Annotated in this window: 13 protein-coding genes and 1 pseudogene; 7 read left to right on the top strand and 7 right to left on the bottom strand. The window is 62.1% G+C overall.

Going from position 1 to position 13,831, the window contains the following annotated elements; translation table 11 throughout:
• Positions 1-181 precede the first annotated feature (181 nt).
• The gene (locus MJ602_RS10080) at positions 182-1,078 is read left to right on the top strand and encodes a DMT family transporter (protein ID WP_243020729.1); all 897 of its coding nucleotides are present in this window, start codon (positions 182-184) and stop codon (positions 1,076-1,078) included.
• Positions 1,075-2,166 carry an enoyl-CoA hydratase/isomerase family protein gene (locus MJ602_RS10075; RefSeq protein WP_243020728.1) on the top strand — a complete coding sequence of 364 codons (1,092 nt, stop codon included), beginning with the start codon at positions 1,075-1,077 and terminating at the stop codon, positions 2,164-2,166. Before MJ602_RS10080 ends, MJ602_RS10075 begins: the two co-directional genes overlap by 4 nt.
• A gap of 6 nt (positions 2,167-2,172) precedes the next feature.
• Here MJ602_RS10075 and MJ602_RS10070 read toward each other — a convergent pair whose 3' ends face one another.
• From MJ602_RS10070 to smpB, 4 genes are all read right to left on the bottom strand, one after another.
• Positions 2,173-2,967, bottom strand: a complete 795-nt coding sequence (locus tag MJ602_RS10070; RefSeq protein ID WP_243020727.1) for an anti-sigma factor family protein — start codon at positions 2,965-2,967, stop codon at positions 2,173-2,175.
• A 13-nt stretch (positions 2,968-2,980) separates the two neighbouring features.
• Positions 2,981-3,490 carry an RNA polymerase sigma factor gene (locus MJ602_RS10065; protein WP_243020726.1) on the bottom strand — a complete coding sequence of 170 codons (510 nt, stop codon included), beginning with the start codon at positions 3,488-3,490 and terminating at the stop codon, positions 2,981-2,983.
• 17 nt (positions 3,491-3,507) lie between these two features.
• Positions 3,508-3,873 carry a COG4315 family predicted lipoprotein gene (locus MJ602_RS10060; RefSeq protein WP_243020725.1) on the bottom strand — a complete coding sequence of 122 codons (366 nt, stop codon included), beginning with the start codon at positions 3,871-3,873 and terminating at the stop codon, positions 3,508-3,510.
• 105 nt (positions 3,874-3,978) lie between these two features.
• Positions 3,979-4,452, bottom strand: coding sequence for an SsrA-binding protein SmpB (gene smpB, locus MJ602_RS10055; RefSeq protein ID WP_162016097.1), 474 nt, complete (start codon positions 4,450-4,452; stop codon positions 3,979-3,981).
• A gap of 118 nt (positions 4,453-4,570) precedes the next feature.
• On the opposite strand from smpB, the gene MJ602_RS10050 reads away from it, so the two are divergent.
• Positions 4,571-5,011 (top strand): type II toxin-antitoxin system RatA family toxin, encoded by a 441-nt coding sequence (locus MJ602_RS10050; protein WP_243020724.1) that lies wholly within the window; start codon positions 4,571-4,573, stop codon positions 5,009-5,011.
• A complete protein-coding gene (locus MJ602_RS10045; protein WP_243020723.1) occupies positions 5,004-5,351 on the top strand; it encodes an RnfH family protein in 348 nt (115 codons plus the stop codon). The genes MJ602_RS10050 and MJ602_RS10045 overlap by 8 nt, the downstream gene beginning before the upstream one ends.
• Before the next feature lie 3 nt (positions 5,352-5,354).
• Here MJ602_RS10045 and MJ602_RS10040 read toward each other — a convergent pair whose 3' ends face one another.
• Positions 5,355-5,858 (bottom strand): DUF4124 domain-containing protein, encoded by a 504-nt coding sequence (locus MJ602_RS10040; protein WP_162016100.1) that lies wholly within the window; start codon positions 5,856-5,858, stop codon positions 5,355-5,357.
• 78 nt (positions 5,859-5,936) lie between these two features.
• On the opposite strand from MJ602_RS10040, the gene guaB reads away from it, so the two are divergent.
• The 3 genes and pseudogenes from guaB to MJ602_RS10025 all read left to right on the top strand — a co-directional run.
• Entirely contained in the window at positions 5,937-7,412 is a 1,476-nt protein-coding gene (gene guaB, locus MJ602_RS10035) for an IMP dehydrogenase (protein WP_243020722.1), read from the top strand.
• A gap of 77 nt (positions 7,413-7,489) precedes the next feature.
• Positions 7,490-9,106, top strand: coding sequence for a glutamine-hydrolyzing GMP synthase (gene guaA / locus MJ602_RS10030; protein WP_243020721.1), 1,617 nt, complete (start codon positions 7,490-7,492; stop codon positions 9,104-9,106).
• A 212-nt stretch (positions 9,107-9,318) separates the two neighbouring features.
• Positions 9,319-10,335, top strand: a pseudogene (locus tag MJ602_RS10025) (tyrosine-type recombinase/integrase); the annotation flags it as partial.
• A 137-nt stretch (positions 10,336-10,472) separates the two neighbouring features.
• On the opposite strand, the gene MJ602_RS10020 reads toward MJ602_RS10025, so the two are convergent.
• Together MJ602_RS10020 and MJ602_RS10015 are read right to left on the bottom strand one after the other, a co-directional pair.
• On the bottom strand, positions 10,473-11,771 hold the full coding sequence (locus MJ602_RS10020) for an McrC family protein (protein ID WP_243020720.1): 1,299 nt from the start codon (positions 11,769-11,771) through the stop codon (positions 10,473-10,475).
• A gap of 4 nt (positions 11,772-11,775) precedes the next feature.
• Positions 11,776-13,695 carry an McrB family protein gene (locus MJ602_RS10015; protein WP_243020719.1) on the bottom strand — a complete coding sequence of 640 codons (1,920 nt, stop codon included), beginning with the start codon at positions 13,693-13,695 and terminating at the stop codon, positions 11,776-11,778.
• Positions 13,696-13,831: the final 136 nt, after the last annotated feature.

Genomic DNA, 13,831 nt, shown 5'->3' with positions numbered 1-13,831 from the left:
GCGCTGCGCGCCTTCCCCCTTCTCTCGCAAAGCTGCGCTTTGCGGGAAGGGGGACGCCGCCAGTGCGGCGGGGCGGCCCTTGCACGGCGGCCACTGGTCTGGGTCACGCCCGTTGCATGCTGGGCGGGTTGTGCGGGGGGCTGTCGTTGGTTAAAGCGTCGAGCGTTGCAAGCAATCCGCGATGAATACCCCTTCTTTTCCAAACCAAGGGCTGACCCATACCCGCGCCGTATGGCTCATGGTGGCGGTCACGCTGATGTGGTCGATTGCCGGGGTGGTCACGCGGCACCTGGAGCATGCGCGCAGTTTCGAGGTGACGTTCTGGCGCAGCCTGTTCACGGTGCTGTCGTTGCTGGTCATCCTGCCTGCGGTGCAAGGCCGTGCGGCACTGACCACGTTGCGGGGCGGGGGCCGGGCGCTGTGGCTGTCGGGACTGTGCTGGAGCGTGATGTTCACTGCCTTCATGGTGGCCATCACGCTGATGCCGGTGGCCAACGTACTGGTGACCATGGCTGTCGGCCCCTTGTTCACCGCGCTGTTTGCCTGGGTCTTCATCGGCCACCACATTGCGCCGCGCACCTGGGGCGCCATCGTGATGGCGGGGCTGGGTATAGGCTGGATGTATGGCTCGCAGATGGCGGGGCTGCCTGTGGTGGGCACGCTGGTGGCCTTGTGCGTGCCGGTGGCCGCGGCCGTGAACTGGACGGTGGTGCAGCATGCGCAGCAGCACGGCCATGCGGTCAACCTCATGCCTGCCGTGCTGATTGGTGCGGTGCTGTCGTCGCTGGCCACCTTGCCACTGGCCTGGCCGCTGCAGGCCACCGGGCATGACCTGGCCTTGCTGGCCCTGTTGGGGGTGGTGCAACTGGCCATTCCCTGCGTGTTGGCTGTGCGCTGCGGTCAGGTGCTCAAGGCACCGGAGCTGGCCTTGCTGGGCCTGCTGGAAGTGATCTTTGGCATTCTGCTGGCCTGGGTGGGCGCCGGGGAGCGTCCGGCCCAGGCGGTGCTGATGGGCGGTGCGCTGGTGATTGGCGCGCTGGTGTTCAATGAGCTCTTGGCTTGGAAGGAAGAAAAATGATGGAGATGCATGGTGAAGTGCTGGCCCAGGTACGTGGGCAGGTGGGGCTGATCACGCTCAATCGCCCCAAGGCGCTGAACGCGCTGTCGCTGGGCATGGTGCGCGACCTGATGACGGTGCTGCTGGCCTGGCAACAAGACCCTGCCGTGCTGGCCGTGGCCATCCGGGGCAGTAACAAGGAGGGCCCGTTTGGCGCTTTCTGTGCGGGCGGCGACATCCGCTTTCTGCACCAGGCGGGCAGCACGGGCAACCCGGAGATCGAGGACTTCTTCACCGAGGAGTACGCGCTCAACCACCTGATCCACAACTACACCAAGCCCTACATCGCCTTCATGGATGGCATCGTCATGGGCGGCGGCATGGGCATCAGCCAGGGCGCCAGCCTGCGCCTGGTGACCGAACGCACCAAGATGGCCATGCCCGAGACGGCCATCGGCCTGTTCCCCGACGTGGGCGGCGGCTACTTCCTCTCGCGCTGCCCCGGCCACGTGGGTGAATGGCTGGCGCTCACGGGCGACACCATCGGCGCGGGGGATGCCATTGCCTTCGGCCTGGCCGACGGCTGCCTGCCCCTGGATGCGCAGGCCGCCGTGTGGGAAGCACTGGGCGCGCAAACCTTTGCCGACGGCGCCGCCGTACAGGCCTTCGTTGCTGCAAAAATGATAGCTGCCGACGCCCAATTGAAGGGCGTTAGAGGCGATATTGATCAATATTTTGCTCTGAGTGGCGTTCCCGCCATCGTGGCTGCCCTGGAGGCTGCCGATAGCGAGTGGGCACGTGCCACGGCGGCCACGCTGCGCAAGCGCTCACCGCTGATGCTGCACGTGGTGCTGGAGCAGATCCGCCGTGCGCGTGGCATGGACCTGGCGTCCGACCTGCGCATGGAGCGCGACATGGTGCGCCACTGCTTCTTCCTGCGCCCTGGCGCCAGCGAAACCGTGGAGGGCATCCGTGCCCTGGCCGTGGACAAGGACCACAGCCCGCGCTGGAACCCCGCGCGTATCGAGGACGTGTCGCCGGAATTGGTGGCCTCGTTCTTCGTGAGCCCCTGGCCGGCGCACGCCCATCCGCTGGCCGCGCTGCGCTGAGACGGCTCAAAGCTGCTGGTGCACGGCGGTGGCCAGCGCCAGCAGGGCGTCGCGCCCCAGCGACCCGCTGAGCGCGTAGCCGAAGCCCTGATCCAGCCAGTAAAAGGCAGGCACCGGGCCATCGGCATACAGGCGGAATGCCGTTTCGTCTGCGCCCGCACCGTTGAGCGCACCCAGGTAGAGCGTGATGCGCAGTCCCGCCGCATTCTGGTACATGAACTGCGCGCGTGCGCCGCTCTCGCCGGGCAGGAGCCGCCCACCCACGAGTTCAAAGCCCTGCGGAGTGAGCACAGGCAGTTTCAGAGGACGGCCCAAGCGCTTGGACAGCCATTGCACCAGGTGCTCCTGCTGCGCGGCATCCACCTCCACCGGATGGCGCTGTTCGGGCTGGTAGACGGCGTGCGCCAAGGCGGCCTGCTGCGCAAAGCGCTGTTCGCTGGCCATGGGCAGGGGTGCGGAAGTTGCCTGGCCAGACCACTGGCCGTGCAGCGTCCATCCAAGGCCAAAGGCCAGCAGCACTGAGGCCGCCATCCCGCCCCAGCGCCAGAGCTGTGTCTGCCGGTCTTGCAGGGCTTGCAGCCGGTTGGCCGCTGTGAGCAAGACGTCGGGCAGCTGCTCGGTGGCGATGGATGCATACAAGCTCTGCAGTTGTGCGCGCTGTGCTGCCCAGTGCGCCACACGCTCGGCCTGGTCCGCACCGAGTTGGGCTCGAATGGCCTGTGCGCGCTCGGGTGAAAGCTGCCCATCCGCCAGGGCGTGCAGGTCGTTATCGTCGAAGGGGCGCTGAGGACTATCGAACATGGTGGTCAGGGTGTCATTTGAGGCGGCGCAGGACAGGTTTCTGGGTCGGCGCGGCGGGGGGTTGCTCCATCAGCTCGCGCAGGCGGGCTCGGGCGCGTGCCAGACGCGACATCACCGTGCCCACCGGGATCTGCAATACGCGCGCCGCATCGGCGTAGGACATGTCCTCGAGCGCCACCAGCAACAACACGGTGCGCTGATCGGCGGGCAGGCGCTGCAGGCATCGCTCCAGATCCAGCGCACTGTCCGCATCGTGAGTGGGGGCCTGGAGCCCCTCGTGCAGCGTGTCGATATCCACCACCTGCAAGGGCGGGCTGCCCCGCAGCTGGTTGAGGTAGAGATGGTGCATCAGCGTGAACAGCCAGGCGCGCAGGTTGCTACCAGAACGCCAGAGCACCCACTTGCGGCATGCCCGCTCCAGGGTGTCCTGCACCAGATCGTCAGCGGCCCAGGCGTCACCCGTGAGCACGCGCGCGTAGCGCCGCAGGGCGGGCACCTGGTCGATGATCCGCTGGCGATTCATGGCGCGCGCAACGGCCTTCAGGGCTTGGCGGCGCGCCAGACCTGGTTCACACCTTCGCCGGTTTTGTCGCCCGGCTTGGTGTCCTTGATCCAGTAGTACAGCGGCTTGCCCTTGTAGGCAAGCTGCATGCCGCCGTCATCGCGGGTGACCACGCTGTAATCGCCACTCGGTGCAGCACCTTCTGCCGTGAGCGGCGGCCAGTTGGTGGCGCAAGGGCCGTTGCAGACGGACTTGCCGCTACCCGCCATATCGCGATCGAAGGTGTAGAGCGTCATGCCATTGGGGCCGACCAGAACGCCGTTTTGTACCTTGACCTGGGCCGGGGGCATGGACTGGCATCCGGCCAGCACCAGGGCAGCCATCATGAAACCGAGTTTTTTCATCGTGTATCTCCGGTAGGGTGCCGGCCGCGCGGGATGGCGGCCATGCATGCGGATGAACACCGGGCCGGCCCGGTTTATTCCATGGTCCGGCAAAAAACTGGGCCGTCAGCGGTTGCGGCTCTTCATGGCCCGCTCGACCTCGCGCTTGCCTTCGCGGTCCTTGATGGTGTCGCGCTTGTCGTGCTCGGCCTTGCCCTTGGCCAGGGCGATTTCGCACTTCACGAAGCCGTTTTTCCAGTGCAGGTTCAGTGGCACCAGGGTGTAGCCCTTTTGTTCGACCTTGCCGATCAGGCGCCGGATCTCGTCCTTCTTGAGCAGCAGCTTGCGTGTGCGTGCGGCTTCCGGGTTCACGTGGGTGGACGCGGTTCTCAGAGGGTTGATCTGGCAGCCGATCAGGAACAGCTCGCCATCCTTGATGACCACATAGCCATCAGTGATCTGCACCTTGCCTTCGCGCAGGGCCTTGACTTCCCAACCCTGCAGGACCACACCTGCCTCGTGGCGTTCCTCGAAGAAATAATTGAAGGCCGCTTTCTTGTTGTCGGCAATGCGGGACTGGGTTTCGGGTTTCTTGGCCATTGCGCTTTCATGGCGGTGATCGCCGGGAGATCGAGCGCCTCCCTACAATTGCGGTCATCGCGCAGACAGCATTCTAGTTTCGCTGGCCCGCCCGCCGGGGCGCAGCCCGCAGTGCCCCATGAAAACCGTTCAAAAATCCGTCCTGATCTGGTACAGCCCGCAAGAGATGTTCGACCTGGTTACATCCGTGCAGCAGTACCCCCAGTTTCTGCCCTGGTGCGACCATACCCGCGTGCTGGAACAGGACGACAGCGGCATGCTGGCCGAGGTGGGTATTGCGCTCAGCGGTATTCGGCACAGCTTTGTCACGCGCAACCTCCACGAGCCCGGTCGTCGTGTGCAGATGCAGTTGGTCAAGGGGCCGTTTTCGCGCCTGGATGGCGACTGGCACTTCCACACCGTGGGCGACGGCAGCCAGCGGGCCGCGCGGGTGGAACTGCTGCTCAACTACGGCTTCGATAGCGGCACCCTGTCCAAGGTGGTGGGACCGGTGTTCGACCGCATTGCGGCCAGCATGGTCGATGCCTTTGTCAAGCGCGCCGAGCAGGTGTATGGCTGAAGCGCAGGCGTTGCCACGCCTGCATATCACGGTGGCCCATGCCAGCAAGCCAGGGCAGGTGAAGCTGTGGGAGTTGGCGCTGCCAATGGGCGCCACCGTGGCCGATGCACTGACGCATTGCCGCGCCCATGGTGCGTTGGCCGCGGAGCCTGTGGCGATGGGAATCTGGGGCCAATTGGTGACGCATGCCACCGTGTTGCAGGACGGCGACCGGCTGGAGCTGTACCGGCCCCTGACGGTGGACCCCAAGCGGGCCAGGCGCCAGCGCTTTGCCAGCCAGGGCGCACGCGCCGCAGGCCTGTTTGCGCGGCGCCGCCCCGGGGGCAAACAGGGCTATTGATGCTCAGCGCTTGCAGTCGCTGTCGATGATGGCCTGGGCACGCTTGAGTTCGGCGTTGCGCGCGGCCTCGTCCATGAAAATGAGTTCGCCCTGCGCATTGGCCTGACGCAAGGGCTTGCCTGAGTCGATGGTGGCCTTGGCGGCCTTGGCGCGCTCGCAGTTTTCGGCACGTACCTTGGCGCGCTTGTCGTCTTCGGCCTTTTTCTTGGCGGCTTCCTCGGCTTCGGCCTGGGCTTTGCGCTTTTCCAGTTCCTTGTCCTTGCCCGCGGCGGCCGCGCTGGCTGCCGCTGCTGGAGCCGATGCCGGTTCGCTGGCGGCAACCACCGGTGCGGCAACGGCTGCGCCCATGCGGGGTTGCTTCAGGACTTTGCTGTCCGGCACATCGGTGGGCGGCGGCCGGTCGCTGAAAATCTTGCGTCCGTCCTTGTCAATCCATTGCCACTGGGCCATGGCGCTGGCCGATGCAAGGCAGAGCGCTGCCAGCAGGAGAGGGGGGTGCAGTTTCATGCATCCGAGTGTATCGCCCACTGGGCCCCGATGGGAGGCGGTTTCAGACGGGTACAATTCTTCTTTTGGAGCTTTCTCATGCGCCTACTTGGAAAAGCGCTCACCTTCGACGATGTGTTGCTGGTGCCGGCGTACTCCCAGGTCCTGCCCAAGGACACGTCCCTCGCGACGAAACTCTCCCGCAACATCCAGTTGAACCTGCCGCTCGTGTCCGCCGCCATGGACACCGTCACCGAGGCACGGCTGGCCATCGCCATCGCCCAGGAGGGCGGCATCGGCATCATCCACAAGAACCTCACGGCGCAGGAACAGGCCGCCCACGTGGCCAAGGTCAAGCGCTACGAGTCGGGCGTGCTGCGCGACCCGGTGGTCATCACCCCCGAGCACACGGTGCTGCAGGTGCTGCAACTGTCCGAGCAGCTGGGCATTTCGGGCTTTCCGGTGTGCGACGGCGGCAAGGTGGTCGGTATCGTCACCGGCCGCGACCTGCGCTTTGAGACCCGCTATGACGTCAAGGTCCACCAGATCATGACGCCGCGCGAAAAGCTCATCACCGTCAACGAAAACGAACACACCACGCCCGCGCAGGCCAAGGCGCTGCTCAACAAGCACAAGCTGGAGCGCATCCTGGTCGTCAACGACGCCTTCGAACTCAAGGGCCTGATCACGGTGAAGGACATCACCAAGCAGACCAGTTTCCCCAATGCCGCACGCGATGCCTCTGGCCGCCTGCGCGTGGGTGCCGCGGTGGGTGTGGGCGAGGGCACGGAAGAACGTGTCGAGGCGCTCGTCAAGGCGGGTGTCGATGCCATCGTGGTGGACACCGCGCATGGTCACAGCAAGGGCGTGATCGATCGCGTGCGCTGGGTCAAGCAGAACTATCCGCAGGTGGATGTGATCGGCGGCAACATCGCCACCGGCGCAGCCGCGCTGGCGCTGGTCGAGGCCGGTGCCGATGCGGTCAAGGTCGGCATCGGCCCTGGTTCCATCTGCACCACGCGCATCGTGGCGGGTGTGGGGGTGCCCCAGATCATGGCCATCGACAGCGTGGCCACGGCGCTCAAGGGGACGGGTGTGCCCCTGATTGCCGATGGCGGCGTCCGCTACTCGGGCGACATTGCCAAGGCCCTGGCCGCTGGTGCTGGCACCGTGATGATGGGCGGCATGTTTGCCGGCACCGAAGAAGCGCCCGGTGAGGTCATCCTGTTCCAGGGCCGCAGCTACAAGAGCTACCGCGGCATGGGCTCCATCGGCGCCATGCAGCAGGGCAGTGCCGACCGCTACTTCCAGGAATCGAGCACCGGCAACCCCAATGCCGACAAGCTGGTACCCGAGGGTATCGAAGGCCGCGTGCCCTACAAGGGCTCCATGGTTTCCATCGTGTACCAAATGGCAGGTGGCGTGCGTGCTGCCATGGGCTACTGCGGATGCGCCACCATTGACGAGATGAACACCAAGGCCGAGTTCGTCGAAATCACCACGGCGGGCATTCGTGAGAGCCACGTGCATGACGTGCAGATCACCAAGGAAGCCCCCAACTACCGCGCCGACTGATCACCGGATGCTATTATTTTGATAGCCCCTGGTGCTTGTCCAGCAAGCGTCAGGGGCTAATTTCATTCTTAACTGTCATGCAACACCAGAAAATCCTCATCCTCGACTTTGGTTCGCAAGTCACCCAGCTCATCGCGCGCCGTGTGCGCGAGGCCCACGTGTACTGCGAGGTGCACCCCTGCGATGTGACGGACGAATGGGTGCGTGACTATGCCAAGGACGGCCAGCTCAAGGGCGTGATCCTCTCGGGCAGCCACGCCAGTGTGTACGAGGTGGACGACAAGGCTCCCGATGCCGTGTTTGCGCTGGGCGTGCCTGTGCTGGGCATTTGCTATGGCATGCAGACCATGGCACAGCAACTTGGCGGCAAGGTGGAGGCCGGCCATACCCGCGAGTTCGGTTACGCCGAAGTCCGCGCACGCGGCCATACGGCCCTGCTGAAGGACATCGCCGACTTCACCACGGCCGAAGGCCACGGCATGCTCAAGGTCTGGATGAGCCACGGCGACAAGGTCACCGAGCTGCCACCGGGCTTCAAGCTCATGGCCAGCACCGACAGCTGCCCCATTGCCGGCATGGCCGACGAGGCCCGGCGCTTCTACGCGGTGCAATTCCACCCCGAGGTCACACACACGTTGCAGGGCAGGGCGCTGCTGGAGCGTTTTGTGCTCGACATCTGCGGTACGCGCGCCGACTGGATCATGCGCGACCACATCGAGGAAGCGGTGCAGAAGATCCGTGAGCAGGTAGGTGATGAGGAGGTCATTCTGGGTCTGTCCGGTGGCGTGGATTCGTCCGTGGCGGCTGCGCTGATCCACCGTGCCATTGGCGATCAGCTCACTTGCGTGTTCGTGGACCATGGCCTGCTGCGCCTGAACGAGGGCGACATGGTCATGGACATGTTTGAAGGCAAGCTGCACGCCAAAGTCATCCGCGTGGACGCCAGTGACTTGTTCCTGGGCAAGCTCGCGGGTGTCAGCGAGCCCGAGCAAAAGCGCAAGATCATCGGCGGCCTGTTCGTCGATGTGTTCAAGCAGGAAGCCGCCAAGCTCAAGGCCGGTGGCTCCGGCCACAAGGGGGCGACCTTCCTGGCACAGGGCACCATCTACCCTGACGTGATCGAATCGGGCGGCGCCAAGAGCAAGAAAGCCGTCACCATCAAGAGCCACCACAACGTGGGCGGCCTGCCCGAGCAATTGGGCCTCAAGCTCTTGGAGCCCCTGCGCGACCTGTTCAAGGACGAAGTGCGCGAACTGGGCGTGGCCCTGGGTCTGCCCCCCGAGATGGTGTATCGTCATCCCTTCCCCGGCCCTGGCCTGGGCGTGCGCATCCTGGGTGAGGTGAAAAAAGAATACGCCGACCTGCTGCGCCGTGCCGACGCGATCTTCATCGAGGAACTGCGCAACTTCAAGGACGAAGCTACGGGCAAGACCTGGTACGACCTCACCAGCCAAGCCTTCACCGTGTTCCTGCCGGTCAAGAGCGTGGGTGTCATGGGTGACGGCCGCACCTACGACTACGTGGTGGCCCTGCGTGCCGTGCAAACCAGCGACTTCATGACCGCCGACTGGGCCGAGCTGCCTTATGCGCTGCTCAAGAAGGTGTCCAGCCGCATCATCAATGAGGTGCGCGGCATCAACCGCGTGACCTATGACGTGAGCAGCAAGCCGCCAGCGACGATCGAGTGGGAATAATGTACAGTGATTTCAAGACGTTCGGCAGCGTCTTGAATTTTACAAAATTACATTGAAAATCAACAGCTTATGCGTCCAAAGACACCCAGCGGGATGCAGCCAAAGCCAAAGTTTTAGACGGTAGCTGTGACGGTAAATCTGTGAATCTCTGAGGCGCTGCTTTCCTTTACCGACAAGGGCCTTGACGGTAAAGTTTTACTAGGAAAGCCACCATGCTCACAGACACAGAACTGCGCAAACTGCGCCCAAAAGAAAAAACTTTCAAAGTCGCTGACAGAGACGGCATGTACGTGACCGTCTCGACCGCAGGCACGAAGTCGTTTCGCTATGACTACCGCCTCAATGGCCGACGAGAAACACTGACGATTGGCCGATACGACGACACTGCGGGTGCCAAGCATCCCCGTGACTCGGCTGAACTTGACTTCGGCATGACGGTCTCGTTGGCCGAAGCCCGTTCATTGCTCACGGTTGCCAGACGGTGTGTGGAACGCGGTGAGTCACCCTCCAGAACCAAGGTCGAAAAGCGCCAAGAAGCAGCAGACTCCCTGACATTCGGGCGCTGGGCAGAAAAATACTTCGCAGACAAGGCCGATCCCAACAACGGTGCTCGTTTGGCCGACTCCACGCTGGCAATGCGGCGCTCGGTCTACAAGCGGTATCTGGAAGGACCGTTCGGCAAGCTCAAGCTGGACGAAATCAATCCTGCCCAACTGATGTAGCATTGCGAGAGCATCCGCGAGAAGGGTGCCGCTGCCCCAGCCGTTCAAGTCCGGGAAATCGTCTTGCTGGTGTACCGCTTCGCTGTTTCCAAGGACAAGTCACTCACTGTGACGAATCCTGCTGAAGCCATCAGACCGAGCGACATTGCCACATTCAAGGCACGCGACCGTGCGCTGAATCCCACAGAAATTCGTCGCTTCCTTGCCGCACTGGACACAACGGCAACCGCTGCGACCCTGCGCTTGGCGTTGCGGTTCGTAATGCTGACGATGGTGCGCAAGGGTGAGTTTGTGAACGCAACATGGGGTGAAGTCGATTTCGACAACGCCGTTTGGTCGATCCCCAAAGAGAGAATGAAGACAGGCAAACCTCATGTGATGTATCTCAGCACACAGGCGCAAGACGTGCTGGTGACATTCAAAACCTGCTTTGCGTCATCACGCTATCTGCATCCCGGTCGATACGACATGGATACGCCCATCAGCAACGCAACATTGAACCGTGTGAGGTGGAGGGATAAATTTTTAGCCCCTGTTCTTGGAAGACATCTAAAGATTTTCGCTACGCTCATAGTTCGCTGCGAGCCTCTGCGTCTCCGCCAGTGAATGCAGGTGAAATGTGGCAATGTCATTTTTGCCAATGGTTAATTGTTTGAATTATGTAGATCTATATTCCAAAGTGGGATCATTTTTACCGTAACCACAGTCTTTTCGTTGGTGGATTGTCCTTCGGTCAACAGTTCGAAAGTGGGGAGATTTTTCTCAGCTATGCTGTCTAGCATGGGGTAGGCCAGCTCAAGCGTTTTGCACCCGTAACGTGTGGCATAAGCCAGAATCTGATACACGTCCGCCTCGTTCACTCCGAAATCAGGGGTGGCCGGATTGAGCAGTTTCCACTTTGCATCGACGACTCGCTGAATATTTAAATTTGCTCCATCTTTGTCGGTCCTCCAGACAGTGATGTCTGGCTTCAGCAAAAAGACATTTGTGGAACCGCGAACTGCGAGGTGCAAAGGAGGTCCTTGCGTGTGAATGATGCAATCAGGTTCAGCCGAATCTTCCTCATATTTGGCGACGTGTGCTTCGAACAGCTTGTTCATGTCGAACAGCAGCCCGGGCGCCAGAGTAGTTCCTGCGCTCATCCCGGGGCTGGCCATCGCCAGTATCAACTCACACCATGTGAGCAGAGGGTCGTAGCGGTGCGTAGTGCGGTCTCGCGGAAGGGACTCGACATCCTTCGCCGACATCCTTACCGATGAAATACTGGCGTACCGTGCATGGGCCTCGAACCACAGGCGCTGCGTATTGCCATTGATGATCCACGTTCTGCAGGCATCCAGCGTCGCACGTACAGAGCGGTTGTAGGCGTTGTCAGCGGTGAATTCATCGTACTCGCAATGCAGCATGTGTGGCCGCGCGAGATTGCGACGGGCATGACCATGCGCCTGGAAGCGCCCCTTGATGACCGGGAGGTCGTTTGCATGCGCCACATACCTGCTGATCAAGCCTCTCCGAGCTTGATCAAGCGCGCAATGCAGGAAGGCCTCGATGAAGATGTCTAGCAGCGGCGCGCGCACGGCCTGCTGCGGTGCAGTGCCAACTTTCGTGATTGCAACTTGCCGGGCGCTGTGCAGCATCGCCAGCAGGGCACCGCGCGAGCGCTCCAGTTCGTCGGTTGTTCGCGCATCTGCCATCCCCACTTTGGGCAGCACTTCGACCACGCAGGTTGGCAGCCGAACGATTCCGCAGTGTTGCGCGAGCTTGATTCCGCCCGAGAGTCGCTGACAGAAGCCTCGACGAAGATCGTTCAAACGGAGAAGGGCTTGTGCTTCAGCCTCGGATAACCATCGGGGAGCCTCTTCCGAGATGCCAGGCAAATGCCCTCCCTCGAAGACGGGGATGACCTCATGCTCCAGCACAGTGACGGTGCGCAGGCCGCCCATGGGATCAAACCGGGTTCTGGGGGGTGGCGACTTGTTCGGGCTGTGATGGCGTCGCCATAGCGGGTGGTGCAGCCCCGTACAGCCCCATGATGTGCGCTTCGCTCCAGCTGCTGGGGTCGCCTACAGCGAAGGTCGTCCTCGCTTCAGTGCCCACAGATTGTTTTGCGCCGGGGAAAAGTTCGGATGGCGACAGCGAACGCGACTTGAAGAAAACGCTGTCTTTGCCGTTTCCAGTCAAGACCAGGCGCACCTTCTCCATGTCTTCAAAGAAGTACTCTTGAAGCAGCGGAATCACCCGCTGTGCCAGCACCTGTTGCAGCTCGGTCAAAGATGTGATGCCCATGAAGACTGCGTGGCCGATGGCGTGGTCGCGGTCGAGCAAATACTCCAATCGGTCGTTCAAGCACTGGAGCAGCTCGGGCAAGTCAACCGCGCCCACCTTGGCCGGTACGATCAACTTGGGGGCCGGTGCGCACTCCTGAAAGCGGAATCGCCGCCGCAGGGCGATGTCCATCATCGCGATGGATCGATCGGCCGTGTTCATCGTGGCGACGATGTTCAAGTTGTCAGGCACCCCAAAGCGCTCTGGCACACCGGGCATAGTCACCCAGGCACCTTCGTCCCTCACTTTGCTTCCGGCTATCACGCGCTTGCTGGGTTCGATCAAAGTGATCAGCTCACCAAAGACCTTGGCCACATTGGCTCGGTTGATTTCGTCGATGAACAGTGTGAACTGTTGCGTCGGGTTGGCATGGGCCTTTTCGCACAGGGTCAGAAACGGGCCTTTCTGGAACACCACGACTACGCCCGCTCCGTCTTGGGCAGCCACCGGACGCAGCCCGCCAATGAAGTCTTCGTATGCATAGCTGGGGTGAAAAGCCACGAAGGCGAACTCTTCGCCGTTGTCGAACGCATCCTTCATGCGTGCCTGCATCTCAAAGGTCTTGCCAGTTCCTGGTGGGCCGAAGAGGATCAGGTTGTCAGTCAGGCGAAGCGTCGGCTTGGCGTTGGTTGCGGCATCAACGTCGTACTCAGGGTCGGGCTCATGTGCAGACAGTCCCTCAGAGCCCTTGGCCGCGTCGTCTTTGACGGGGTTGCCGCCAGAATCCGTAGCGGGCTGAGTCGCTGCTTTTTTGAGGAGCGTACCAACCGGCAGCTCGTAATAGTCAACTGCACCCGGGTGCTGCAGTTCAAGCCGCTTGCGCAGTTCCAGCAACGCCGCATCCATGGCGGGGCGGCTCTCGCCCAGGGCTGGTGTCCAGATCTTGTGCGCACGCGCCACCTGGAACTTGTTGCCCTGACTGAAGATTCGTTCAAACGAGTCGGGGAACAGGACGTGGCATAGCGTGTGGTACAGCTGTCGCCCCTTGCCGCTGGGAATGGTTTCCAGCCATTTCGCGAAACCTTGTGCTTCATTCAACAGCGCTTCTCGCTCAGGAAGTGGCTTTGCCACGAACGCAGCGAATGCTTCCACCGCAAAGATGATCTCCATGGGCAGATAGTTGTTGTAGCCGGGGCCAGCGCTGCCAAGTCCCGACAAAACGGGTGTCTGCAGGAAGGGCGACGATGTTGGGAAGGGGGCCGCCGGCTTCATGTTCCAGATGCGCTCCACCGTCTTGATCTTCGTGGGTGCTCGAAGATTGGTCGGGCCAAGCTGCACGATCCAGAACACCTCTGCCATCAAGGCCACATCCAGGGGTGCACAGGTCGCCAATTGGTCGGCCAGCTTCTCATAGAACCCGCGGTCGCCTGTGTCCGGGCGGTCCACATAGTTCTCGATCAGCGACTTGAAGTGCTCAGGCGTCCACAGGGTCTGGCCGTCCAGAAACAAGGACTCCTGATTCAGCAAACAGCGCTGCTTGAACTTGTCGGCAGCGTCAAAGACCTGAGCGGCGTTGGGGAAGTGCGGATTGAATCGGCTCATTTAGATAACTGATATGTAGGCCAGCGGGTCGGCTCGTGGCTAGGACGCAAGTTCCTTTGCAATCACCGTGTTTAACCGCCCCGGGTATCGAGGAGGCCGGTTGGTTTAAGTTGACACCTTTGTCGAGGTGTCGCTG

Origin of the sequence: Simplicispira sedimenti, assembly GCF_022760965.1 — a bacterium.
In the GTDB taxonomy this organism is placed as follows: domain Bacteria; phylum Pseudomonadota; class Gammaproteobacteria; order Burkholderiales; family Burkholderiaceae_C; genus Simplicispira; species Simplicispira sedimenti.
The sequence above is the reverse complement of the archived record's forward strand: the minus strand, read 5'-3'. Positions and strand labels throughout refer to the sequence as shown.